Annotated in this window: 22 protein-coding genes and 1 tRNA gene; 13 read left to right on the top strand and 10 right to left on the bottom strand. The window is 62.7% G+C overall.

Annotated features, from left to right (window positions below):
* Positions 1–24 precede the first annotated feature (24 nt).
* Together ACO06R_RS18285 and ACO06R_RS18280 are read right to left on the bottom strand one after the other, a co-directional pair.
* Positions 25–1,845, bottom strand: coding sequence for a toll/interleukin-1 receptor domain-containing protein (locus ACO06R_RS18285; protein WP_421853452.1), 1,821 nt, complete (start codon positions 1,843–1,845; stop codon positions 25–27).
* A gap of 337 nt (positions 1,846–2,182) precedes the next feature.
* Positions 2,183–2,776 (bottom strand): TetR/AcrR family transcriptional regulator, encoded by a 594-nt coding sequence (locus ACO06R_RS18280; RefSeq protein ID WP_421853449.1) that lies wholly within the window; start codon positions 2,774–2,776, stop codon positions 2,183–2,185.
* A gap of 157 nt (positions 2,777–2,933) precedes the next feature.
* Between ACO06R_RS18280 and ACO06R_RS18275 the strand changes: the two genes are divergently transcribed.
* Positions 2,934–4,199 carry a hypothetical protein gene (locus ACO06R_RS18275; protein ID WP_421853446.1) on the top strand — a complete coding sequence of 422 codons (1,266 nt, stop codon included), beginning with the start codon at positions 2,934–2,936 and terminating at the stop codon, positions 4,197–4,199.
* A 53-nt stretch (positions 4,200–4,252) separates the two neighbouring features.
* Positions 4,253–5,317 carry a hypothetical protein gene (locus ACO06R_RS18270; protein ID WP_421853443.1) on the top strand — a complete coding sequence of 355 codons (1,065 nt, stop codon included), beginning with the start codon at positions 4,253–4,255 and terminating at the stop codon, positions 5,315–5,317.
* A 311-nt stretch (positions 5,318–5,628) separates the two neighbouring features.
* On the opposite strand, the gene ACO06R_RS18265 is transcribed toward ACO06R_RS18270, so the two are convergent.
* Positions 5,629–5,702: transfer RNA gene (locus tag ACO06R_RS18265), tRNA-Gln, on the bottom strand.
* Between the two features lie 92 nt (positions 5,703–5,794).
* Entirely contained in the window at positions 5,795–6,922 is a 1,128-nt protein-coding gene (locus ACO06R_RS18260) for a S8 family serine peptidase (protein WP_421853439.1), read from the bottom strand.
* A gap of 176 nt (positions 6,923–7,098) precedes the next feature.
* On the opposite strand from ACO06R_RS18260, the gene ACO06R_RS18255 reads away from it, so the two are divergent.
* The gene (locus ACO06R_RS18255) at positions 7,099–7,686 is read left to right on the top strand and encodes a hypothetical protein (protein WP_421853436.1); all 588 of its coding nucleotides are present in this window, start codon (positions 7,099–7,101) and stop codon (positions 7,684–7,686) included.
* Between the two features lie 6 nt (positions 7,687–7,692).
* Here the strand turns inward: ACO06R_RS18255 and ACO06R_RS18250 are convergent, their stop codons facing one another.
* A complete protein-coding gene (locus ACO06R_RS18250; RefSeq protein ID WP_421853433.1) occupies positions 7,693–8,244 on the bottom strand; it encodes an RNA polymerase sigma factor in 552 nt (183 codons plus the stop codon).
* Between the two features lie 92 nt (positions 8,245–8,336).
* Positions 8,337–8,954: a hypothetical protein gene (locus ACO06R_RS18245; RefSeq protein ID WP_421853430.1), complete on the bottom strand. Its 618-nt coding sequence runs from the start codon at positions 8,952–8,954 to the stop codon at positions 8,337–8,339.
* A gap of 253 nt (positions 8,955–9,207) precedes the next feature.
* Here ACO06R_RS18245 and ACO06R_RS18240 point away from each other — a divergent pair, with 253 nt between their 5' ends.
* The 3 genes from ACO06R_RS18240 (at position 9,208) to ACO06R_RS18230 (ending at position 12,506) form a co-directional block, all read left to right on the top strand.
* A complete protein-coding gene (locus tag ACO06R_RS18240; RefSeq protein WP_421859510.1) occupies positions 9,208–10,686 on the top strand; it encodes a Ppx/GppA phosphatase family protein in 1,479 nt (492 codons plus the stop codon).
* The gene (locus tag ACO06R_RS18235) at positions 10,683–11,405 is read left to right on the top strand and encodes an RlmE family RNA methyltransferase (RefSeq protein ID WP_421853427.1); all 723 of its coding nucleotides are present in this window, start codon (positions 10,683–10,685) and stop codon (positions 11,403–11,405) included. Before ACO06R_RS18240 ends, ACO06R_RS18235 begins: the two co-directional genes overlap by 4 nt.
* A gap of 123 nt (positions 11,406–11,528) precedes the next feature.
* Positions 11,529–12,506, top strand: coding sequence for an MBL fold metallo-hydrolase (locus ACO06R_RS18230; protein WP_421853424.1), 978 nt, complete (start codon positions 11,529–11,531; stop codon positions 12,504–12,506).
* Positions 12,507–12,509: 3 nt separating this feature from the next.
* On the opposite strand, the gene ACO06R_RS18225 is transcribed toward ACO06R_RS18230, so the two are convergent.
* Genes ACO06R_RS18225 through ACO06R_RS18215 form a run of 3 tightly spaced genes read right to left on the bottom strand, consistent with a single transcriptional unit; the run spans position 12,510 to position 14,733 of the window.
* On the bottom strand, positions 12,510–13,379 hold the full coding sequence (locus ACO06R_RS18225; protein ID WP_421853421.1) for a transglutaminase domain-containing protein: 870 nt from the start codon (positions 13,377–13,379) through the stop codon (positions 12,510–12,512).
* A complete protein-coding gene (locus tag ACO06R_RS18220) occupies positions 13,379–14,413 on the bottom strand; it encodes a permease (RefSeq protein ID WP_421853418.1) in 1,035 nt (344 codons plus the stop codon). The genes ACO06R_RS18225 and ACO06R_RS18220 overlap by 1 nt, the downstream gene beginning before the upstream one ends.
* The gene (locus ACO06R_RS18215) at positions 14,413–14,733 is read right to left on the bottom strand and encodes an ArsR/SmtB family transcription factor (RefSeq protein ID WP_421853415.1); all 321 of its coding nucleotides are present in this window, start codon (positions 14,731–14,733) and stop codon (positions 14,413–14,415) included. The genes ACO06R_RS18220 and ACO06R_RS18215 overlap by 1 nt, the downstream gene beginning before the upstream one ends.
* A gap of 138 nt (positions 14,734–14,871) precedes the next feature.
* On the opposite strand from ACO06R_RS18215, the gene guaB reads away from it, so the two are divergent.
* The gene (guaB, locus tag ACO06R_RS18210; protein ID WP_421853412.1) at positions 14,872–16,374 is read left to right on the top strand and encodes an IMP dehydrogenase; all 1,503 of its coding nucleotides are present in this window, start codon (positions 14,872–14,874) and stop codon (positions 16,372–16,374) included.
* A gap of 20 nt (positions 16,375–16,394) precedes the next feature.
* Positions 16,395–16,811 (top strand): MAPEG family protein, encoded by a 417-nt coding sequence (locus tag ACO06R_RS18205; protein ID WP_421853409.1) that lies wholly within the window; start codon positions 16,395–16,397, stop codon positions 16,809–16,811.
* Positions 16,812–16,817: 6 nt separating this feature from the next.
* On the opposite strand, the gene ACO06R_RS18200 is transcribed toward ACO06R_RS18205, so the two are convergent.
* Positions 16,818–17,759 carry a hydrogen peroxide-inducible genes activator gene (locus ACO06R_RS18200; RefSeq protein WP_421853406.1) on the bottom strand — a complete coding sequence of 314 codons (942 nt, stop codon included), beginning with the start codon at positions 17,757–17,759 and terminating at the stop codon, positions 16,818–16,820.
* Positions 17,760–17,868: 109 nt separating this feature from the next.
* Between ACO06R_RS18200 and katG the strand changes: the two genes are divergently transcribed.
* From katG to ACO06R_RS18175, 5 genes are all read left to right on the top strand, one after another.
* Positions 17,869–20,043 carry a catalase/peroxidase HPI gene (gene katG / locus ACO06R_RS18195; protein WP_421853403.1) on the top strand — a complete coding sequence of 725 codons (2,175 nt, stop codon included), beginning with the start codon at positions 17,869–17,871 and terminating at the stop codon, positions 20,041–20,043.
* 142 nt (positions 20,044–20,185) lie between these two features.
* Positions 20,186–20,362: a hypothetical protein gene (locus tag ACO06R_RS18190; RefSeq protein ID WP_421853400.1), complete on the top strand. Its 177-nt coding sequence runs from the start codon at positions 20,186–20,188 to the stop codon at positions 20,360–20,362.
* A gap of 69 nt (positions 20,363–20,431) precedes the next feature.
* Entirely contained in the window at positions 20,432–21,718 is a 1,287-nt protein-coding gene (locus ACO06R_RS18185; protein ID WP_421853397.1) for an RsmB/NOP family class I SAM-dependent RNA methyltransferase, read from the top strand.
* A gap of 78 nt (positions 21,719–21,796) precedes the next feature.
* The gene (locus tag ACO06R_RS18180) at positions 21,797–22,231 is read left to right on the top strand and encodes a PaaI family thioesterase (RefSeq protein ID WP_421853394.1); all 435 of its coding nucleotides are present in this window, start codon (positions 21,797–21,799) and stop codon (positions 22,229–22,231) included.
* 3 nt (positions 22,232–22,234) lie between these two features.
* Positions 22,235–22,846 (top strand): 5'-methylthioadenosine/S-adenosylhomocysteine nucleosidase, encoded by a 612-nt coding sequence (locus ACO06R_RS18175; RefSeq protein WP_421853391.1) that lies wholly within the window; start codon positions 22,235–22,237, stop codon positions 22,844–22,846.
* Positions 22,847–22,854: the final 8 nt, after the last annotated feature.

The following is a 22,854-nucleotide window of genomic DNA, read 5'->3' as shown; positions in this document are numbered from 1 at the left end:
GGCGGGTGCGCGGTGGCTGACGATTCATTGATACGATGGTGCGACGAGTTGGTGTCGGTCGCTATCGCTTTCCAGCAACAGCAGGAAACTGCTCGAACCGCCGGCCAGATCAAGCACGCGCGCGTCATCCAGATCGAAGATCAGCTTTGGTCCCGAGGACCAGTTCAGTGTCGAGGCTGTTATTGTGTGCGCCTCCGGCGTGACGGACGGCCCTGAAACTCTCTGGGTCAGGACGCCGATATATCGATCGGTGCTCGTCTTTCCTATTAACACCTCTTCCCAGCTGTCGCCTGTCGACTGGTATCCGAGCAGGCTATCGATCCTGTCCAACTGGTTCAGGCGGTCTCCGTTCACAGCGACTTGCCATACCACCCCTTCGCAGTCGGGTAGGAGGAGCAGGGCTTCGAGCGCTTCGACAACGTCGCTGGCGCAAGAAGCGATATCGTAATCATGTCCGCCATATCCGGTATGTGAATCCGGTTCGAAACGGTGAACCGAGGCAGGTGTCGTGCCGCTTCTTCCGGACCAAACGGCCCCAGTCCCGTTGCGCAAACGCATATCGCTGAGGTCGAAACTGACATCTTCATAGAATGGAGGTACCCTAAAGGCTGATAAGTTGCCGTCGAAGTATCCAAGTCCCTCAGTACTGGCGCCTCCGCGTGTCAGGACCCAGAGACGTTCACCGTCCTGGGCGATGCTGACCGGCCTGTTGGAGACAGGTTCGCCCCAAGGACTCGCGTCCTTGGGGAAAGAAACCGGAGTGGTAGCGATTATCGACAGCGAAGATGGATCGAGCTTGGCAATTGCGTTCGGCGCGGTCAGGCCGATGAACAATCCAAGCGGACCAGAGGAAATTGAGACAGGTGCACCAGGCAAAGCGATTTCAGCCAACCGTGTGCCGTTTTCCGTCATTCGGACCACCTTTTTCGGAGAGGCGGCTGCAACTATGAAGGCGTTTTCGACCGAGGCGACTGCCGTTGCCGTGTTGCGCAGGTCATCGCCAACATCGAATGCGTCGCCATAGAGAAAGTCGCCTTTGTGCTCCCAATCGCTCCAATCACTGCATGATTGGCCGGTCTCTGCGATGTTAATGCAGACGCGTAAACGGGCGGACGGATCGTTGACGCTGACCAGTATGTGGCCAGCGTAGTTGGCGCCTGGCGCCACCATCTGCGGTTCGCCTGCCTCAGGGGAATGTCGGACAAGCGCGCTGGGCGGGTCTACTTCCAGATTGCTATTGGTAATTTGCCCGCCGGCATCGCCCTCGTTGATGGCTTCGAACGGGATGTTGTAAGTATCAACACCGCCGAAAAACCCCCTCTGCCAAGCTATTGGTGTTCCCATGTCAACCGAGAAGTTGGGTATTGGCGGTGTGAAATACCAAACAGCGGATCCCAGTGCGACGGCGCCCATAGCTGCTGCGGCCGCACGCCTCATCAATCGCCCGCTGTGCCATCTCAACTGCCGGACCGCGGCGGCGGTCTCCGCAGCGATATTTCCCTCCGGCGTCAGGATTGTCACTGACCGCAAATATGGCGGAACGTCTTCGATCGGGGCGGGCCTGATCAAGACCGGCAATACATTGCCTTTCGCGCTGGGCCATTTCTTACGGGCAATACCGAGTTCAGTCAGCGTGAATCTCCCGGCAGAGATCGAGCTCGGACTGATCAGGAACACGAAGACAGAAGCTTCATTTATTGCCGCTTCAATCTGGTCTTCGTAAGACTGCCCAGGTGGCAGGTCGGTTTTGTCGAAAAAAACACGGTTGCCGCGCGCCCGAATGGAGCTCGCGACCAAATCCGCCTCTGCAGCGTCATCTGATGAATAGGATAAGAACACTTTCATAGCGAAGCCAATTCGATTGGTTGTGAATGTAAATATCTATTCGACGGCAGTGTTCTATTTAGCGCCACCTATCCAAGTTTTGAAAGTCGATTAGGTTAGATCGTACTCTGATGTAATGTTTGATACTTGGCGCCGGATCGGTGTGCATGGAGAGAAGCGCGCTGCTCGACGGCGTTGACGCAGTCTCGCATCTCTTTCGCAGCAAGAGTGCGCACTGGGTCAATGCGATTGGCCGCAGCGAGCCCAACTTGACCGATGCTGCGCGCAGCACGGATGTCCGCTCTTCGAGCAGTGGCGAAAGTCTACGTCGACCACACAGTCTGTCATCATCGCTGACCTACTCGGCGAATTCAGCTTCTCCTGCATACAATACGAGCTTGGCGTTGCGAGTGGCCTTGGTCTTGAGTACATTCAGGGGAGCCCCGCCACGGGCTTGCACGATCAAAGCAGCGCTCAAGTCTCGAAGCAGTGAGATCGCGGCCATGCTGTCGAAACTGCGCGGCAGGTTTCCCATTTCCGTCTGCCTTGCAAAATACTCGATCATCCCTGCGGCGCTCTCTTTCGGCGCGGCTTCCAACTCTGCCGCGACCTTCGGCAGCCGGTCCTTAAGGGGCAGGGCGATCGACAGCATGAGACACCCCTTGGGGCGGCCCGGCGCCGCCACGTTCTGCGCCAGGTTCAAAAAGTAGTCCCTGATCCCGTCGGCGGGCTTGTCGGGCCTTGCCAAAGCTTCGAGGGAGGCCCTGGAGCGGGTTGTGCTGTAGCGATTGATCGCCGTGACGAAGAGGTCCTCTTTTGACCCGAAAGCATTGTAGAGGCTGGGTTTTGTCAAGCCGGCGCGCCTGGATAGGGTCTCGGTGTCCGCAGCGTCATATCCCAACTCCCAGAACACGTCGATGACCTTGTCCAGAACATCGTCCGGATCAAACATCCTTGGCCTGCCCCGGCCCCGCTTTTCATTTTTTTCTACCATACCGTATAATATTCGTTGACTCGGCCTGGCTGATCGGTATTTTCTACCAATCAGTATGATTATTCACCATCCGCGTCAATTCTGACATGGGCAATTCTGCAAGAGGAGACCTAATGTGTCGAAACGAACCAAATTCGCAGCCGCGCTGTCGGCGGCGCTGATCATCGGGAAAGGCGCGATGGCCGAGACGGACCTGGACATCAAGTTTTCTGGCGCGCTTGAGTTTGCCGAAGATGGGACGCTTTTTGTCGGGGACAATCACAACGGCGCGATCTACGCGTTTGAAATCCTGGCGAATGCGCATGAGGGGCAGATCATGCCTAGTTCGATCGCAAACATCGACGGCAAGATCGCGGAGCTGCTTGGCGTAAATGCAGGCGCTGTCGAGATCAACGACATCGCCGCGCATCCTCTGTCCAACGACATCTATATCTCGGTTACCCGGATCGGTAACCTCGCCTCCCAACCAGCGATTGTCCTAGTGTCGCAGGATCAGACGCTCAAGCTTCTGGATCTCTCTGAGTTCACGTTTCAAAAACAAGAACTGACGGAGTTTCCGAACTCAGAGGTCACCTTTGGCGTGCGCGGTTCTGGGCCTTATCCACCGCTGCCCAGAGACATCGCCAAGGGCGAGCGCCCACTGAACACGCTGGCCATCATGGACATCGAGTTCTACGAGGACGAGCTCTTCGTTTCGGGCGTCGCCACGGACAACTTTCTTTCCACACTACGCCGCATTCCCTACCCGTTTGATGGGGCACAGAGCATCTCCAGCGTGGAGATGTTCCATATCACCCATGACCAGTACGAAAGCCGCGCGCCGATCCGGGCCATGTCGGTGCAGGAGATCGACGGCAAACCGCAACTGGTCGCTGCCTATACCTGTAGCCCGATCGTCCTGGTGCCGCTGGACGAGATCGAAGACGGCGCTAAGATTTCCGCCCGCACCATCATGGATTACGGCAACGGCCAGCCGCTCGACATGATCGCTTTCGACTTTCAAAGCCCGATGGGGGGCGAAGCGGCGCCGATGCTGTTTGTCACGAGTGACAGCAGATCGCCCCAAGTGATCCCGCTCGACGGGCTTCAGAATGCACAGGTTGTGACCCATGATGTGCTTCCGCGCGGCCCCAAGCTCGATATCCATCCGCTTATGCCTTATGGGCCGGTCGGCAAGGCTGTGATGTTCAACGGCACTCCGCTTCATACAACCCTTGTTGGCGGCGGGTTTTTCACCTCTGTCACCCGGGACCCCTACACGGGTCACCTGAACCTTGACACCAACCCGACCTGGTTCCCGAACCGCATTCATGACATGCTCGCGGAGTTTGACTTCCCGCAATATGACCCCGCGGCCAGCAAGGCGCGGATGGCAAACTAGAGGTGTGTGGCGCATTTACAAACCGGCTCGCCAGAATACTGGCGGGCCTTTGCATGGGGGCCATCGTGATCAGCTCCGCCGCATTTGCTGAGAAAGACGCGCTCAGTTTGCCGCAAAGCGCAGACGCCGCCGTTTCGCTTGCCTTGCCAGACGGTCTGGAAGGCGATCCGTATCAGCTCTTGCAGGTGTTTGTCGGAACCGCTGAGGATTGCTGCGACGCCAGGACGCCGGTTGCCGGTCGCTACAACCACGAAAACTCTGTCCTGAGCTTCACCCCCGCGTTTGGGTTTTCCGAAGGCCAGGACTATGTCGCGCGTGTTCGGCGTGCTCGAAGCGAAGAGTTGGTCGCGTTCCGGGTGGTCTCTGATGCCGTAACGGCGTCCGCCGCCGTAACGCAAATCTACCCGAGCAGCGAGATGCTGCCCGAGAATACCCTGCGGTTCTATGTTCATTTCTCGGTACCCATGAGACCCGGTGTCGCCTTCGACTACATCACGTTGCGCGATGCGTCAGGGGACGTCGATGAAGCGGCGTTCATGCGTTTCAAGCAGGAGCTTTGGAACGAAGACCGGACGCGACTGACGGTTCTTGTCGATCCCGGTCGTATCAAACGCAATGTCGCTACCAATGTGGAGCTGGGCCCGGCTTTGCTTGCGGGTCGCGACAATACACTCGCCGTCAATGCGGGTTGGCCGTCGGCTGATGGACGCTCTGTCCTGCCTGCTTTCGAGAAGCGGTTTACCGCAACCGTCCCTCTGCGGGACCTTCCCGGTATCCAAGAGTGGCGGGTGACGGCTCCATGTGTCGGCACGAATGAATCACTTCACATCGATTTCGACCGTCCGTTTGATCGCCATCTCTTGATCAAAGACGTCCGAGTGACCGCCAATGACGGGCGACGCATCGACGGCTCAATCAACGTTGGTGCAGGTGAACGCTCCTGGATTTTCACTCCAGCCTCTCCTTGGGCTGTTGCCAGCGTCCTTATCGATGTCAGCCCGACCCTCGAGGACGTCGCTGCAAACAACTTCCAGGACCTTCTGGATCACGTGGCCAGTGACGCGATCAAGTCCCGTTCGATCATACGGCCGGTCGATCTGACCGCCTGCTCCAAATAGGCGAAGCTGACAAGACTTATGCGCTTCAGGCACGGCAAGGAGCGGTCGGCACAGAAACCGCAACACCGGTCATTGGCGGAACTCCGGCGAGACTTTAGTTTTTCCGCGACTGGGACGTTGCGCCGAGCTGCAGCGAACGACAGAACGCCCGTGAAAAGCGCGTTCTACTCAACTTCGTACTTTCGAACTGCATCTGGGAGGATGGTGAGGTGGTCGCCAGTTTCCGACAACCTCCTGATCTCTCGGCGGTAAAGTCCATCGCGGCTCGTTCAAGCGTCGGAAACAATGGCAATTCTTCGAAGAACGGGATTTGGCTGGGGAACCTGGATTCGAACCAGGACTAACGGAGTCAGAGTCCGCGGGTCTACCGTTAACCTATTCCCCAATCTTCGCAGTGCGCGAGACCGGCGATATAGAGCCTAGCCGAAGAAAAAGCAATTGCCGATTGCAGGCGATCACAGTCGGCTTTGCGGCCGCTCAGCATCTGCCGCCAACCGACAGCAAGCCGTCGCCGAAAACGGTATCGCGCCCAGGTGTTCCCAGGTCGAGCGTGTGGTCGGCGAGCGCGGCCCGCACGTTATCCAGCGACAGCGCGCCGGGCCGGGCGGTCGCCGCGATGAAGGTCGCCACAAATGGCGCGGCGGCCGAGGTTCCGCTGACATAGCGCATGGCGCCGGAAACCGGCACAGCCACGTCGACGCCGGGGGCGGCGATGTCGATATGATCGCCCTGCACGGCGCGGCGATGCACCTTGCCGGCGGCATCGACGGCGGTAACGGCGATCACCGTCGGCAGCTTGGCGGGATAGGCCTGGTCGCTGCGCGGCCCGCCATTGCCGGCGGCTGCGACGATCACCAGCCCGTGCGCGGCGGCCGCCGACAGGCCGCGGTCGAGGATCTTGTTGTAAGGGCCGGCGAGGCTGACATTGACGATACGCACGCCGTTGCCGGCGAGCCAATCGATCGCCTTGACGATGCTGTCGACGCCGCTGGCAGCTTCGCCGCCGGCGCGCCGGTCGACAACCCCGGCGGCATAGAGCGTCGCGTCGCGCAAGCGACCCTCACCGACCAACAGCGCGGCCATCTCGGTGCCATGGTCGATGTCGGCGGCAGCTCCCGTAAAGTCGCGCACGAAGAGTGTTGTGCCGGCGAGCGCCGGATCGGCCACATCGACCGCGGCGTCGACAAGCCCAAGCGTGTGGCGTGCGGAACAGCCGTCGGCCGGCCAGCCGATCATGGCATGCGCGTAACGGCGCTGCTTGCCTGCGGCAACGCCGGCTTGCAGGCTGAACAGATGGTTGACGCCGGCGGTCGAGCCGGGCGCCAAGGCTTCCAGTTCGGCGATTGCGTCCGGGCCGCTGCGCCCCGCTGGTCTGGTCAGGACGATCATGATGTCGCCGAGTGCCGCAAGGTCATGCTGGTCGTTCAGCACGTAACCGGCATCCGCCGCGGCCTCAATGAGCGCACGCGCCGCATCCTCGCCGCTGATCAACACCACCATCTCGCCCGGCCGGGTTGCTGTCTGCGCCTGTGCGGAAGGAGTTCCGGCTTTGAATCCGGCACATGTCAGGACGGCAAGGCAGAACAGGATTGCAAGACGGCGCATCGGCATCCTCCCGGGGCTGATTTCCTTCGAGCGTTGTATTAAATACCCCGATAGCGAGCAATCTGGGAAAAAGGTGGGCGAAATTGAACCATTTCGGCGCTTCGTTCGACCGATAGCCGGAACGAGCGGGTTGTGCGGACGCCAACGCCGCGCATAGTGGGGCCAGGGAGACAAAGATGCCGTTGCCGAAAGACGATCCCGAGGAGCGCACCGAGCGACTGGTGCGTTATGTACGCGGTGCGCTACCCGACGATGAGGTCGAAGAGATTGCGCGCGCCGCAGCCGGCGATCCGGAACTGGCCGCCGATGTCGCTGTGCTTCAGGCGGCGGCGGGAACGGTTAGGTCTGAGGCCGGACCGGCAGACGATCTCGGCTGGCAGCGCCTGGCCCGCGACATCGAACGCATGACGCCGACAGCGACACCCCGGCTGGTGTCGCCTTGGTGGCGCGCAGGTGCGATCGCGGCCGGTCTGCTCGTCGCCGTTCAAGGCGCCCTGATCGTCGCCAATCCGGGGCTGATCGGCGACGACAGCTATGTTGCGGCGACATCCGGCGAAACGGAATTCGGCGTCACCCTTGCGCTCGATCCCGACGCTCGCGAGGCCGAAATCAGCAGCCTGCTGCTGGAGATCGGGGCGCGCATCGTCGACGGTCCGGGCGCGCTTGGCATCTACCATCTGGCCTTTGACAGCGCGGAAGATCGTACCGCCGGGCTGGAGCGTTTGCGGGCAGCGCCAATCGTCGAGACAGCCGCGCCGGAATAAGCACAGCTATCGGGTTCTCAGATCCCCACCGAGGCAACGCCGGAGGTTTTGCTTGGCGTGGAACATCCGCGTCTTGATGGTATTCAAGGGCCGCTGCTCGATCTCGGCGATCTCGGCGTAATTCAGGTCATCGAAGAAGGACAGCTGGATGGCGGCGCGTTGCGAGGCGGGCAGCTTGCCGATGCAGTCGCGCACTCGTTTGGCGTCCTGCGAGGCGGCGATGATCGTGTCTGCGGAAGGTGCGTCATCTGGCTGCTGTTGGTCCGGCTCTCGCAGTTCCTGGCGGCTATGCTTGCGGATATGGTCGATGGCCTTGTTGCGGGCGATCGACAGGATCCATGACCGTAGCGAAGACCGCCCCTGAAAGGCGGATGCGCCGCGCCAGATGTCGAGCATGACCTCATGGGCAATATCTGCGGCTTCGAACGGATCGCGCACGCGCGTCATGATGAAGCGCATGGCCGCGTCATTATGCGCTTCATAGGCCGCCCGCATCGCCTCGACACTGCCGGATGCGATACGCGACATCAGCGCAAGCTCCTCCTCCTTGCTCGGCATGCGTGTTCTGTCCGGGTTGTTCTGCGATTCCGCTTAGCACGCCGCCGCACCCGGCTAAATGGCGCGGCAGCGTGCAATCGCATCAGATCCCATCAAAGAAAGCCGCGCCGCACCAGGCTGGCGTAGACGACGAAGCCGACCTGCGGTTCGATCAGCATCAACCAGCCAACCCAGCGGCCCGAGATTCTCTGAACCCGGTGAAGCCGGAACGTGCGCAGGAAGTTCTGGATGCCGAGATCGCAAAGGGGAGTGCCCTTCAGATCCGCGCTAGTGAAGGTGAAGCTGACCTGGCCGGAGCGCAGCAACTCGCCGAAACCCTGCACAGTCTCCCACTGGCTGAGCGCCCGCTTGCGCGCTGCCATGGCCGCGCGTGCCTCGCGAAACGCTTCATCCGGGTGCTCGGCGAGCGAATGGTAACCGTGCGGCTTGTCCTTCGCGAAGACGTACCAGACCAAAGCGCCGTCCATGGTGATCGACCGGTAGGCGGTAAGAAGCCCGTCTCCGCATTGCACCTGGTTCTTCTCGTCGACCAACATCTTTACCCAACTGGCGCGATCGGCGCGGATACCATCTGCGAGATCGGCGAAGTCGAGTTCCAGCGGCGTGGTCGACGGCCTCTCGCCGAGCAGGCGACGGCGCAGTTGCTGTTGCGTCAGCGGCCAGTGAACAGTGGCCTGTCCCAGATAGATCAGCGCATTCGTCAGAAGCATTTGTCGCTCTCCTTGTCAGCTTGTTCGAAGCCAGGCTCCGGCCCGGATCGTTTCCGGTTCCGGACATCTGTCGAAGCGACGCCGCGAAAGGTTCAAAAAAAGATATGCCTTCCTTCGGCGAGGCGACGCCGATGCGTTTGCGCTTGGTGTTTGCAAATCCTGCTGCTAGTCTGACGGCAACATCAAACGGTTGCGCCTGCAGCGCCGATACCCGGCAGCGCGGCGCAAGAAGGGAAAGACCGTGAAGGACGCCGTGTCGGATGCCAGCGCATCCGGATCGGAGCCTTCCGGGACCGGAGGCGGGTCCAAGGGGACCAGTTCGTCCGGCGCGCGGGGAAAGGACGCCGGTTCGGCATCCGGCTCCGACAACCGCAGTGCCGGCAAGGCCGCAGAGGGCGGGGATTCCCGCAACGGGCCGGAATCCGCCGACGTCCGCAACGGAAGCTTCGACCACCACAAGGAGAAGCGGGGCCGCAAGCGCCGCCGTCGCCGGCGTACGTCTGGCAACGGGCAGGCAAACGCGGCTGCAACGGATGCAAATGGCGACGCCGGTCAGCGGGCGCCGGCACCGCGTGAAACGGTGGGACGTCGTCGGCGGCGGCGCGGCAAGCCGCAATCGGCAACTGCGGCTGAAAGGCAACGCGAGGGACAGCAAACCAATCCTGCCGGCGAGCAACGCCCGCCCAATCCGGCAATCAAACGTCGGTCGCCCGAACTCTACGCCGCGCTCGATCTGGGCACCAACAACTGCCGCCTGCTGGTGGCGACGCCGACGCGTCCGGGCCAGTTCCGCGTGGTCGACGCCTTCTCGCGGATTGTCCGACTCGGCGAGGGCCTGTCGCGCACCGGCCGCCTCGGCGACGACGCCATGGATCGCGCGGTCGAGGCGCTGCAAGTTTGCCGCGACAAGCTGAAGGCGCGCGAGGTGCGCCGCGCCCGCCTAATCGCCACCGAGGCTTGCCGTTCGGCGCATAACGGTGTCGCGTTCCTCGACAGGGTGCGCGCCGAGACCGGTCTCGATCTGGAGATCGTCGACCGGGAGACCGAGGCGCGGCTTGCCGTCAGCGGCTGCAGTTCGCTGGTTGGACGCGAAACCAACTCCGTCGTGCTGTTCGATATCGGCGGCGGATCGTCGGAGATCGCCCTGGTCGACGTGCGCGACCGGCGCAGCCGGCGGTTGTCCGATCACATCGTCGCCTGGACCTCGCTGCCCATCGGCGTTGTTACGCTGTCGGAAAAGTTCGGCGGCCACAGGGTGACCGAACAGTCCTTTGCCGACATGGTCGATCATGCGGCCGAACTGCTGACACTGTTCGATGAGCGCGACCGTCTTTCCGACCGGGTCGGACTGGACGGGTTTCACCTGCTCGGCACGTCGGGCACGGTCACCACGCTTGCCGGCATTCATCTCGACCTGCCGCGCTATGACCGCCGCCGCGTCGACGGGCTGTGGATGAGCGCCGAGGAGGTCGATGCGATGAATGCGCGGCTGTTGTCCTGGAGTTTCGAGGAGCGCGTCGCCAACCCCTGCATTGGCGCCGACCGAGCCGACCTTGTGCTGGCCGGCTGCGCCATTCTGGAAGCGATCCGCCGCGCCTGGCCGAGCAAGCGGCTGCGTGTCGCCGACCGCGGCCTGCGCGAGGGGCTGCTGACGGAAATGATGGCCGCCGACGGCGTTTGGCGGCGGGGCGTTAATCCGTGGCGCAACCGGTCACGGCGGAGCGGGCAATGAGCACCAGGAAACCGCCGCGCGGCGGCGCCTTGTCGGGACGCGGCGGGCGCAGCGTCAACCAGCGCGTCAAGAAGGGCAGGGGCCTGAAGAACTCGTCACGCCGCTGGATCGAGCGCCAGATCAACGATCCCTATGTCCAGCGCGCCAAGGCCGAGGGCATGCGGTCGCGCGCTGCCTACAAGCTGATCGAGATCGACGACAAGCACCAGATCCTCAAAAGGGGCGACCGGGTGGTCGATCTCGGCGCGGCGCCCGGTGGCTGGTGCCAGGTTGCGGTCGCGCGCGTCGGCTCCGACGATACGGACAAGCGCATCGCGGCAATCGACTATCTGGAGATGGACGCGATGCCGGGGGTCGCGGTGCTGCAGAAGGACTTCCTCGATGACGATGCGCCCGACGCGCTGATCGAGGCGCTTGGCGGTCGGCCCGATGTGGTGTTGTCCGACATGGCGGCCCCGACCATCGGCCATCGCAAGACCGACCATATCCGCACCATGCATCTGTGCGAGGTCGCCGCCGATTTCGCCATCCGCACGCTGAAACCGGGCGGCCACTTCCTGGCCAAGACCTTCCAGGGCGGTACCGAGAAGCAGTTGCTCGACTTGCTGAAGAGCAATTTCGCCTCGGTGATCCACGTCAAGCCGCCGGCCTCGCGCGATGAATCCGTCGAGCTCTATATCCTCGCCAAGGGCTTCAAGGGCGACAATGCCGACGGTTGAAGCTGTGTCGCGAGCAGCCCGCTGAACGCACCTTACGCGGTGTAACGGCTTTGTGTTCACTGCTGCATTGCCAGATGGCGATGCCGCGCCATGTCCCCCCTGTGCCGTTCACAAGGGAGTGAGATGATGCGTTTCTCCAGACGATCCATGTTCAAACTGTCCGCAGCCGGGGCCGCCGCACTCGCTGCCCCGTCGATCATGACACGCGCCGCGCAGGCGGAAGTATCAATGGCCAAGACAATGCCCGCAGCCTTCAACCGTTTCACGCTTGGTGAGTTCGAGGTCACCGTGCTCTCCGACGGTCATCGCCTCGTTCCCGATCCGCAGTCGATCTTTGGAACCGACAAGACCAAGGAGGAAGTCGAGGAACTGCTGGCAACCAACTACCTGCCGGTCGACCAGATGCAGTTCACCTTCGCGCCGACGCTGGTCAATACCGGCGAAGCGCTGATCCTGTTCGACACCGGCAATGGCGAAGGTGGCAGGCAAGGCGGCGTCGGCCAGACCCTCGGCAATCTGGAGGCTTCGGGCTATACGCGCGACCAAGTCACCCATGTGGTGATCACCCACATGCATCCCGACCACATTGGCGGCCTGATGGAATCTGGTTCGCCGACCTACCCGAACGCGCAATATGTGACCGGTCAGGTGGAGTACGATTTCTGGTCGAACGACGACCGAATGGGCACACCGGCCGAACGGCTGCACGGCATGGTCAAGCAGATGGTTGTGCCGTTTGCGCACAGGATGACCTTCATCGGCGACGGTGGCAGCGTGGCGCCGGGCATCAACGGCATGGCGGCTTTCGGCCACACGCCCGGTCACATGATCTACACCGTCGAATCGGGTGGCCGGACGATGGCGATCACCGCGGACACCGCTAACCACTTCGTGCTGTCGCTGCAGAAGCCGGACTGGGAAGTGCGGTTCGATGCCGACAAGGCCGCCGCGGCGGCGGCCCGCAGAAAAGTCTTCGACATGATCGCCACCGACCGGCTGGCATTCGTCGGCTACCACATGCCGTTCCCGTCGGTCGGCTTTATCGAGAAGGCAGGCACCGGCTACCGCTTCATCCCGGAAACCTATCAGCTCGATCTTTAGGAGTCAGATTGCGATCTTCTCTGTGAGCCTGGCGCGCGCGTCGGGCTCGCTCATCCTGATCTTGACCGTCGCCAGTTCGAACTCATCTCCGGGGCCGATCCAGATAGGCTCGCCAAGAAGCTTCATGCCGGTGATGCCGAGCGCAGCGAACTCCAGCCCCATCGAGTGGGCGACGGCGACGCGGTTGCCGGGTTTCGGATTGAGACCGCAACAGACCTCGCGCGTGCCGAGCTTGAGGTGGTGTGCGATATCCCATTCCAGCACCGCGCCTTGATGGCGGGTCACGACCCAGCAATGCCCGTCATTGCATGTGCCGCCCTTTTCGGCCGGGAAGAAGTAGCCATAGACGTAGCCTGCCTCGAAACCGGCGGCCCGCAAGGCGGCGATCAGATAGGTGTTGATGTCGACGCAGGATCCCTCGGTCAGCCCGCAACCAAGATGCGGAATCTCTTCCAGCCCGTCATTGAACCGGACATCCGGGTGGCCGTAACTGAATTTCTCGGCGACATCGTTGACGATAGCTGCAATCGCCGCATGGCCATTGGCCGCACCATCGGCAATGCGCCGCGCATCGTGCACCAGCGCATCGGCGGCACGCGTGAACCGGCTTGTTCGCGGCCGGAACAGTTCTTCGGGATAATGGCCGGCATGGTCGGCGAAACGGTAAGTCAGCGTAACCGGCGCGCCTGGCTCCGGCTGGATTACTGCCGCCATTTGACCGGAGCCGGATTCGCCCGCCAACTCGTAGCGACCGTGGGAAACGGCAAAGCTGGACGGCGTCTGGTAGGGCGTTGGAATGCCGACCGGGGCAAGCAGCCGTTGGCCGTCGCGGCCATTCGGTTGCACCGTGACTGAAACCGTCGTGATCGACATCACATCACCATCTGGAAAAGCAGCCCGGCGACAATCGCGCCGCTGACACCGAGGCCGAGATAGGCAGCGAACACACCGCGCTTGACCAGCGACCAGACCGCCGCCATGGCCGGGATGGAACTGACCGCGCCGGCGATCATGAAAGACATGGCCGCGCCCGCGCTCATGCCCTGTTCGGTCAGGCCGGCGAGCAACGGCGGCGCCACATAGGAATTCAGGTAGGCGGGCATGCCGACAAGGGCCGCGATCGCCACGGGCACGACGCCTTCGCCGCCAACAACTCCGGCGATCAGGCTGGCCGGTACATAGGTTACCAGCAGCGCCTCCAGCGCATAGGCGAGCGCCAGCCACTTGACCAGGAACAGCGCGTTCTCCGCCAATTCAGTGCGGAACACGCCGCTGCGCTCACCGTCGTTCCAAAACCACCATTGCGGTTCGCCGGAGAAAGGCGACTTGCGGCAGCCGCAGCCGCCGGCCGAGCGCTCACGCACCGGGTTGCGGAATACGCCGCCGGCAATCGCCGCCTTGATGGCAAAGCCGCCGAACAGACCGAGCGCGACTGCGGCGACCGCCTTGCCAATGGCGAATTCCCAACCGAGCGCGGCAGCAGTGATAAACAGCGTCGGCGGGTCGATCAGCGGCGAAGACAGCCAGAACGCCATCACCGCCGACAATGGCGCGCCGACCGCCAGAAGACCGGCGATGAAGGGAATCACCTCGCACGAACAGAACGGCGCCAGTCCGCCGAGCAGCGCGGCCAGTAGGATCATCCGGTTTTCGCGCCCCTGAAAGGCGCGCCCGACCATCGCTTCGGCGCCCGACGCCTTCAGCCAGGCGATCAGGATCACGGCAAACGCGATATAGGGCAGGGTGCCCGCAAACGCCTTTGCCGCGAAAGTGACGACCGGCACGAGATTGGCCGGATCGAGGATCGCAACGATCAGCGGCACCAGAACGACAATCGTCCACGGTGTGTTGAGCCAGGCTTTCCAGTCGGGTCCGCGCCTGACGGCGCCTTCGGTCGCTTCACTCATCACTTGTCGTCCTTGCTTTCGTCGGTGCAGCACTCGTTGAGGATATAACCGGCCAGCGCCTCCAGATGGTCGAAGGCGGCGCGCGAGATCACGGACCGCCCATCCTTTTCCTGTTCGATCAGTCCCGCCGAAGCGAGAAACTTGAGGTGATGGGCGAGCGTCGAGGCCGGCATGCCGCAGCGTTCCTGGATGTCGCCGACGGTCAGTCCAGCCCGGCCGGCGCGTACCAGCGTCTGCAGCACCTGCAGCCGTGCTTCCGAACCCATCGCCGCAAAGCCCTGTGCGGCTTCCTCGATGTCGATATTGCTCAATACAACCATGTTTCTAGTTATATCGTTATTTATTCCCGTGTCAATCGCCGAAACGAGGCTTTCGCAACGCATCAAGCCGTGTTACCAGCCACTGCCAACGCAAAGCCCTGCCTCCCGGGGGCGCATCCTCGAACGGAACGAAACGCGATGGCGACGATCCTCCAGACCATTACCGGCAATGATGCCCTGACCTTCGACGACGTGCTGCTGCAGCCCGGCCATTCCGAGGTCATGCCCGGCGAAACCGACATCGCGACGGTGATCGCCAAGGATATCGAACTGTCATTGCCGATCATCTCGTCGGCGATGGACACGGTGACCGAATCGCGGCTCGCGATCGCCATGGCGCAGGCCGGCGGTCTTGGCATCATCCACCGCAATCTCAACCCGACCGCACAGGCCGAGGAAGTCCGCCAGGTCAAGAAGTTCGAATCCGGCATGGTGGTCAATCCGGTGACGATCGGCCCCGACGCCACGCTGGCCGACGCGCTCGCGCTCATGCAGGCGCACCGCATCTCCGGTATCCCTGTGGTTGAGGACGCGGGTCTTGGCAGCCAGCGGCCGGGCCGGCTTGTCGGCATCCTGACCAACCGCGATGTCCGCTTCGCTTCCGATCCGACGCAGAAGGTCTACGAACTGATGACCCGCGAGCGGCTGGTCACGGTGCGCGAGAATGTGGATCAGGACGAAGCCAAGCGGCTCTTGCACCAGCACCGCATCGAGAAGCTGCTTGTGGTGGACGAGCGCGGCTATTGCGTCGGCCTGATCACGGTCAAGGATATCGAGAAATCGCAGCTCAATCCGAACGCCGCAAAGGACGCCCAGGGCCGGTTGCGCGCCGGCGCGGCCGTGTCGGTTGGCGCCGATGCCGAGGAGCGCGCCGAGCGTCTGATCGACGCGGACGTCGATGTCATCGTCATCGACACAGCGCACGGTCATTCGCAGCGCGTGCTCGATTCCGTCGGCCGTGTGAAGAAAATGTCGAACTCGGTGCGCATCATCGCGGGAAATGTCGCCACGGTCCAGGGCACCAAGGCACTAATCGATGCCGGGGCCGATGCCGTTAAGGTCGGGATCGGACCGGGCTCGATCTGCACCACGCGCATCGTTGCCGGCGTCGGCGTGCCGCAGCTGGCTGCGGTCATGGCGTCGGCCGAGGAAGCGGCCAAGCAAGGCATCCCGGTGATTGCCGATGGGGGCATCAAGTTTTCCGGCGATCTCGCCAAGGCGCTGGCCGCCGGCGCCACGGCGGCGATGATCGGTTCGCTGCTCGCAGGCACGGACGAGAGCCCGGGCGAGGTCTATCTGCACCAGGGCCGGTCCTACAAATCCTATCGCGGCATGGGTTCTGTCGGCGCGATGGCCCGTGGTTCGGCCGACCGCTATTTCCAGGCCGAGGTGCGCGACGCGCTGAAGCTCGTGCCGGAAGGCATCGAAGGGCAGGTGCCGTACAAGGGGCCGGTCTCCGGTGTTCTGCACCAGCTTGCCGGCGGTCTGCGCGCGGCGATGGGCTATACCGGCGCGCGCTCGATCCCCGAATTCGCCGAACGCGCCACCTTCGTGCGCATCACCGGGGCCGGGCAACGCGAGAGCCACGCCCATGACGTTACGATCACCCGCGAAAGCCCCAACTATCCGGGCAATGTCTAGAGCCGCTCACGGAGGGCACGATGCAGCAGTCTGCAATCTACTGGCCGATGATCGCGCAGGTCGCGCTGACCTTCGCCGCCTATGTCATCATGAGCCTGCGCCGGATCGATGCAGTCAAGTCTGGGGCGGCAAAGGCGCGTGATTTCAAGATACCCGACGATCCCGAATTGAGTGCAAGCGCGGCCCGCAACGTCTCCAACCAGTTCGAACTGCCGGTGCTGTTCTATGTCGTCTGCCTCGCCCTGGTTCAGACCGGTGGCGTCAGTGTCTGGACGGTCGGGCTCGCCTGGCTCTTCGTCATCCTGCGCTATGCCCATGCCTGGGTGCACATGACGTCGAACCGCCTTGGCCTGCGTCGTCCGGTGTTCACCGCCGGCTACGCGGTCGTGGGGATGATGTGGATCTGGTTGGCCGCGCGACTGGTTATCGGCGGTTAGGCAGTATCATCCCGCCGCCTCGGTTTTGGCCGCGGCCGCGTCACCTGCAAACAGTTCCTGGGATGCCGCGCGCGCCGCGTTCGCGAGTGCGCCGAAATCCGGCAGCCGCTTGCTCGACGACCGCCAGAACAGGGCGATGTCGCGATAGGGTTCGGGCGCGGCGAACGGGGTGATCGAAAGGCCCTGATCGGCGGCTGTCTCTGCGCCAAGCGCGATTTCCGGTACAAGCGTCAGCCCCATGCCGCCGCGCACCATGTGCAGAAGCGTCGTCATCGACGTGGCGCCGAAATCGACCAGCCGCCTTTCCCGGTCGCGGGCGCAGACCGCCAGCGCCTGGTCGCGCAGGCAGTGACCCTCTTCCAGCAGCAGCAGGCGGTCGAGCGCGATCTGGTCTTCATTCAGAGGCGACGTCAGCACATCCGTGCCGTTGCTGGCGCTGGCGATAAAGAACCGGTCGCGGAACAGGTGCTCGGCATGAATCCCCGGTTCGCGGATCGGCTTGGCCGCGATGAAGGCATCGAGCGCGCCGTCTTGCAATTCGCGCACCAGCGTGTCGGTGATCGCCTCGCGCACCCGTAGTTCAAGCTTGGGATAGAGCGATTGCAGTTTCGGTGCGAGTTTCGGCAACACGTAAGGCGCCACTGTCGGGATCATACCAATGCGCAGCGGTCCGACGAGCAAGCCGCGATCCTGAACGATCATCTCTTCCAGCGACTGCACGTCCCGCAGGATGCGGCGGATATGCGGCAGCAGCCGCTGGCCGGCCTCTGTCAGCACCACATTGCCGCGCTGCCGCTCGACCAGCTTGCGCTGCAGCCGGCCCTCCATATCCATGATCTGGGCCGACAAGGCTGGCTGCGTGATGTTCACCGATGCGGCGGCCTTGCCGAAGTGCCGGGTGCGCGCGAGGGCATCAAAATAGTGCATCTGCCGAAGCGTAATCTTCATAGGTTTTTCTTATCGATCACATTCGAAAATGCAATTGGAAACTATCGATTGCGGGGCGCATAAGAACCTTAGAATCGTTCCAGCCACCCAATTGCGATCGGAGGAAATCATGGACAAGAAGGTCAACGAAAACTCGGGCGGATGCCCGGTCATGCATGGTGCCGTCACCGCTGCGGGAACGTCGAACACCGATTGGTGGCCGGCGACCCTCAATCTCGACATCCTGCACCAGCACGACACCAAGTCAGATCCGCTTGGCGCGGATTTCGACTATCGCGAGGAGTTGAAATCGCTGGACACCGAAGCGCTGAAAAAAGATCTCAAGGCGCTGATGACCGAAAACCAGGACTGGTGGCCGGCCGACTGGGGTCACTATGGCGGCCTGATGATCCGCCTGGCCTGGCACTCGGCGGGTTCCTACCGGTTGGCCGACGGCCGCGGTGGCGGTGGCAGCGGCAATATCCGCTTTGCGCCGCTCAACTCCTGGCCGGACAACGGCAACCTCGACAAGGCCCGCCGTCTGCTTTGGCCAATCAAGAAGAAATACGGCAACAAGATCTCCTGGGCCGACCTGATCATCCTCGCCGGCAACATGGCCTACGAATCCATGGGCCTGAAGACCTTCGGCTTCTCGTTCGGCCGCAACGACATCTGGCATCCCGAAAAGGACACCTACTGGGGCGCAGAAAAGGAATGGCTGGCACCGTCCGACACCCGCTACGATGATGTTGCCAAGCCGGAGACGATGGAAAACCCGCTGGCCGCCGTGCAGATGGGCCTCATCTACGTCAACCCGGAAGGCGTCAACGGCCAACCCGATCCGCTGAAAACCGCCGCCCAGGTGCGCGAAACCTTCGCCCGCATGGCCATGGACGACGAGGAAACCGCAGCGCTGGCTGCTGGCGGTCACACCGTCGGCAAGGCGCATGGCAATGGCGATGCCGAGGCACTCGGACCGGAGCCGGAAGGTGCCGACATCGAGAACCAGGGTTTCGGCTGGATCAACCCGAACCTGAAGGGCGCGGCCACCAATGCCGTAACCTCGGGCATCGAGGGCGCCTGGACGACCAACCCGACCGTCTTCGACATGGGCTATTTCGAACTGCTGTTCGGCTATGAGTGGGAACTGACCAAGAGCCCCGCCGGCGCCAACCAGTGGCAGCCCGTCGGCATCAAGGAAGAACACATGCCGGTCGACGCGACCGATCCATCGGTGCGCCGCATGCCGATGATGACCGATGCCGACATGGCGATGAAAATGGATCCGGCCTATCGCGCGATCTGCGAGAAGTTCATGGCCGATCCGGAATACTTCAAGGACACCTTTGCCCGCGCATGGTTCAAGCTGACCCACCGCGACATGGGTCCGCGGGCGCGTTACATCGGCCCGGACGCACCGGCTGAAGACCTGATCTGGCAGGATCAGGTTCCGGCAGGCTCGACAGGCTGGGATGTCGAAGCCGTCAAGGCAAAGATCGCGGCAAGCGGCCTGAGCGTTGCCGACATGGTCGCCACCGCCTGGGACAGCGCCCGCACCTGGCGCGGTTCCGACCTGCGCGGCGGCGCAAACGGCGCCCGCATCCGCCTTGCCCCGCAGAAGGACTGGGAGGGCAATGAGCCTGACCGCCTCGCCAAAGTGCTTGGCGTGCTGGAGCCGATCGCTGCCGAGGCCGGCGCCAGCGTCGCCGACGTGATCGTGCTCGCCGGCAATGTCGGTGTCGAGCAGGCGGCCAAGGCCGCCGGTGTCGCTGTCACGGTGCCGTTCGCGCCGGGTCGCGGCGACGCGACCGACGAAATGACCGACGCTGCCTCCTTCGATGTTCTGGAACCGATCCACGACGGTTATCGCAACTGGGTCAAGAAGGACTATGTCGTCACCCCGGAAGAACTGCTGCTCGACCGCACGCAGCTCATGGGCCTGACCGCTCCCGAGATGACGGTGCTCATCGGCGGCATGCGCGTGCTCGGCACCAACCATGGCGGCACCAAGCACGGCGTGTTCACCGACCGCGAAGGCATGCTGACCAATGACTTCTTCGTCAATCTGACCGATATGGCCTGGAAGTGGGTGCCGGCCGGCGACGGCCTCTACGACATCCGCGACCGCAAGTCCGATGTCACCAAGTGGACGGCGACCCGTGTCGATCTGGTGTTCGGTTCCAACTCCATCCTGCGGGCCTATGCCGAGGTCTATGCCCAGGACGATGCGGCCGAGAAGTTCGTCAACGACTTCATCGCCGCCTGGACCAAGGTTATGAACGCAGACCGCTACGATCTGGTGTAAGCGGAACCCGTAGTTGCAACGACATGGCCGGCGCGGTCTTCGCGCCGGCTTTTTTTGTTGACCGCTGACAATGCGATTCGGTGGGCATCTGCCAATATTTCTCACTCGACGCATTTCCGCTACCAGACGGTGAGGACTAGCGATGGACAAGCAACGGATACGGATCGAGCAGCATGGCGGCCTCGGTCTTCTTTGGTGTGCTGGATGGCTCTTCTCCTTGGGCTATTTGGAACTGGGCTTCTGGAAGGGCGTGCTCGCTATCCTGATTTGGCCCTACTATCTCGGCGTGGAGTTTGCGGTTCCCGCGGCCACGGTCTGACACCACCGCCTTGCGTTCCGTTTCCGCGATCTGTAACCACGCCTCGAATTTGCGAACGGAGCGGGTACGATGCGCCTCGGCGGACGGATTGGCGCAGCCATCGAGGTGCTGCAGGACATTGAGACACGCAGGCGGCCCGCCGCCGAGGCCCTGAAGGACTGGGGCCTGTCGCATCGTTTTGCCGGTTCGGGCGACCGCGCCGCGATCGGCAATCTCGTCCATGATGCACTGCGCAAGAAGCTGTCCACCGCACACCTGATGGGCGGTGCCGATGCCGAGGCGCTCGCCTTCGGCACGCTTTGGCGGCAATGGGGGCTGTCGGTCGAGCAGATGCGTGAAGCGCTCGACGGCGACCGGTTCGCACCCGAAATCCCGGAACAGAGCCTCTCCGCCGCCGCGAAGGCCGACTTCGCCTTCGCCGCGCCCTATGTCGAAGCCGACATTCCCGACTGGACGGCGGACTTCTTCGAAGAGAATTTCGACGAGGAGTGGGTGGCGGAGGCCGCTGCGCTGTCGGAACGTGCGCCGCTCGACCTGCGCGTCAATACGCTGAAGGCCGACCGTGAGAAAGTCCGCAAACAGCTGGCGGGCGTTGGCGTGAAGCCGACCGCCATCGCCCGGCGCGGCCTGCGCATTGCCGCCGGCAAGGGAGCGGCCCGCATGCCCAATGTGCAGGCCGAGCCGGCGTTCCAGAAGGGCTGGTTCGAAATCCAGGATGAGGCCAGCCAGATTGCCGCCGATCTCGTCTTCGCCCAGCCCGGCGAACAGATCTTCGACTTTTGCGCCGGTGCCGGCGGCAAGACGCTGGCGCTGTCGGCGGCGATGGATAACAGGGGTCAGCTCCACGCCTACGATGCCGAAAAGGTTCGTCTTGCGCCGATTTTCGAGCGGCTCAAACGCGCCGGAACGCGCAATGTTCAGGTACACGCCGCCGGCGCCGATCTGTCGTCGCTTGAGGCGAAAATGGACCGCGTTCTGGTCGACGCGCCATGCACCGGCTCCGGCACCTGGCGGCGCAATCCCGACGCCAAGTGGCGCCTGCAGCTTGCAGCGCTGGAGAGACGTCTTCAGGAGCAGATGCAAGTGCTGGATAGCGCCGCACGTTTCGTTCGGCCGGGCGGTTACCTTGTCTATGTGACTTGTTCAGTGTTCCCGCAGGAAAACGAACATCAGGTTTACGCCTTCGGCGACCGCCATTCCGGCTTCGACCTGTTGTCGGCCGGTGAGGTCTGGCAGAATCTGTTTGGTTTCGACAAGGCCCAGCCCTGGTCGGCGGACATGAAGTGCATCACGTTGACACCACGCGCGACCGGGACCGATGGGTTTTTCTTCGCGGTCATGCAAAAGGCGGCGTAGACGCGCGGGCGAAGCGCAGAACTGCCGCCGCGAAATTGGCGCTAGCGGGATAGCCAATTGCCCAATAGGGTGCCTCGCATGCAGGGGCTCATAACGCGCATTACCGACAGCTTCTCCCGCCAGCCGGCGATGCAATTGCTGGGTGCGGAGATCGGGCGGGTTGAAACCGGTTTTACCGAGATCGTTCTGCCCTTCGATATCAAGCTGACCCAGCAGCACGGCTTCATCCATGGCGGCGTCATCGGCGCGGTTCTCGATTCGGCGTGCGGCTACGCGGCGCTGACGACGATCCCCGAAGATGCCGGCGTGCTGACCATCGAGTACAAAGTCAACCTGCTGGCGCCTGCCAAGGGTGATCATTTCCGCTTTGAGGGAAGGGTGGTCAAACCGGGGCGCACCATTGTCGTCTCCGACGGTGCCGGCTATGCGGTGCAGGGCGGCGACGAAAAGCGGATCGCCACGATGACGGCAACCTTGATGGCGGTGCATGGCCGCGACGATGTGAAGGACTGAGACGTGAAGACAGTCGGGAAATACACGGTCTTATACGTGATGGCGGCCGATCCGGAATATGGCGAGCATCTGAAGGCACGCTTCACACCGCTGATCTGCGGCGTCGGCCCGGTCGAGGCCGCGGTGAACGTCACCCGTGCGCTGGCCGACGGCCGCCCGGATTTCGTTGTGTCGCTCGGTTCGGCCGGATCGCGTACGTTGGAGCAGGCGGAAATCTACCAGATCGGCTCCGTTTCCTATCGCGACATGGATGCCTCGCCGCTAGGCTTCGAGAAAGGCTGCACGCCGTTCCTCGACCTGCCGGCGGAGGTCGCCCTGCCGGTCCGCGTCGACGGCATCCCGGCGGTGCGCATTTCCACCGGCGCAGACATCATCTCGGGCGATTCCTATGACGCCATCGACGCCGACATGGTCGACATGGAGACTTTTGCGGTGCTGCGCGCTTGCATGGCGTTCGACGTGCCGCTGATCGGCCTGCGCGGCGTCTCCGACGGCGCCGCCGACCTGCATCACTACGACGACTGGACCCAGTATTTGCACGTGATCGACGAGAAACTGGCCGAAGCGGTGGACCGGGTGGAGGCGGCGATTGCATCCGGGGCCGCATTGGCATAAGCGCTCGT

The sequence above is a fragment of the Oricola sp. genome (assembly GCF_965230365.1).
In the GTDB taxonomy this organism is placed as follows: Bacteria; Pseudomonadota; Alphaproteobacteria; order Rhizobiales; family Rhizobiaceae; genus Oricola.
Note: the sequence above shows the minus strand (reverse complement) of the source record. Positions and strands in the feature narration are given on the sequence as shown.

Excerpts from the sequence above, each read along its gene's own strand:
- ACO06R_RS18225 (WP_421853421.1), bottom strand. The coding sequence starts at position 13,379 with ATGTCGATCACGACGGTTTCAGTCACGGTGCAACCGAATGGCCGCGAC.
- ACO06R_RS18235 (WP_421853427.1), top strand. The coding sequence starts at position 10,683 with ATGAGCACCAGGAAACCGCCGCGCGGCGGCGCCTTGTCGGGACGCGGC.
- ACO06R_RS18285 (WP_421853452.1), bottom strand. The coding sequence starts at position 1,845 with ATGAAAGTGTTCTTATCCTATTCATCAGATGACGCTGCAGAGGCGGAT.
- ACO06R_RS18205 (WP_421853409.1), top strand. The coding sequence starts at position 16,395 with ATGCAGCAGTCTGCAATCTACTGGCCGATGATCGCGCAGGTCGCGCTG.
- ACO06R_RS18280 (WP_421853449.1), bottom strand. The coding sequence starts at position 2,776 with ATGTTTGATCCGGACGATGTTCTGGACAAGGTCATCGACGTGTTCTGG.
- guaB (WP_421853412.1), top strand. The coding sequence starts at position 14,872 with ATGGCGACGATCCTCCAGACCATTACCGGCAATGATGCCCTGACCTTC.
- ACO06R_RS18180 (WP_421853394.1), top strand. The coding sequence starts at position 21,797 with ATGCAGGGGCTCATAACGCGCATTACCGACAGCTTCTCCCGCCAGCCG.
- ACO06R_RS18185 (WP_421853397.1), top strand. The coding sequence starts at position 20,432 with ATGCGCCTCGGCGGACGGATTGGCGCAGCCATCGAGGTGCTGCAGGAC.
- ACO06R_RS18260 (WP_421853439.1), bottom strand. The coding sequence starts at position 6,922 with ATGCGCCGTCTTGCAATCCTGTTCTGCCTTGCCGTCCTGACATGTGCC.
- ACO06R_RS18255 (WP_421853436.1), top strand. The coding sequence starts at position 7,099 with ATGCCGTTGCCGAAAGACGATCCCGAGGAGCGCACCGAGCGACTGGTG.
- ACO06R_RS18215 (WP_421853415.1), bottom strand. The coding sequence starts at position 14,733 with ATGGTTGTATTGAGCAATATCGACATCGAGGAAGCCGCACAGGGCTTT.
- ACO06R_RS18270 (WP_421853443.1), top strand. The coding sequence starts at position 4,253 with ATGGGGGCCATCGTGATCAGCTCCGCCGCATTTGCTGAGAAAGACGCG.
- ACO06R_RS18200 (WP_421853406.1), bottom strand. The coding sequence starts at position 17,759 with ATGAAGATTACGCTTCGGCAGATGCACTATTTTGATGCCCTCGCGCGC.
- ACO06R_RS18190 (WP_421853400.1), top strand. The coding sequence starts at position 20,186 with ATGGACAAGCAACGGATACGGATCGAGCAGCATGGCGGCCTCGGTCTT.
- ACO06R_RS18220 (WP_421853418.1), bottom strand. The coding sequence starts at position 14,413 with ATGAGTGAAGCGACCGAAGGCGCCGTCAGGCGCGGACCCGACTGGAAA.
- ACO06R_RS18230 (WP_421853424.1), top strand. The coding sequence starts at position 11,529 with ATGATGCGTTTCTCCAGACGATCCATGTTCAAACTGTCCGCAGCCGGG.
- ACO06R_RS18245 (WP_421853430.1), bottom strand. The coding sequence starts at position 8,954 with ATGCTTCTGACGAATGCGCTGATCTATCTGGGACAGGCCACTGTTCAC.
- katG (WP_421853403.1), top strand. The coding sequence starts at position 17,869 with ATGGACAAGAAGGTCAACGAAAACTCGGGCGGATGCCCGGTCATGCAT.
- ACO06R_RS18250 (WP_421853433.1), bottom strand. The coding sequence starts at position 8,244 with ATGCCGAGCAAGGAGGAGGAGCTTGCGCTGATGTCGCGTATCGCATCC.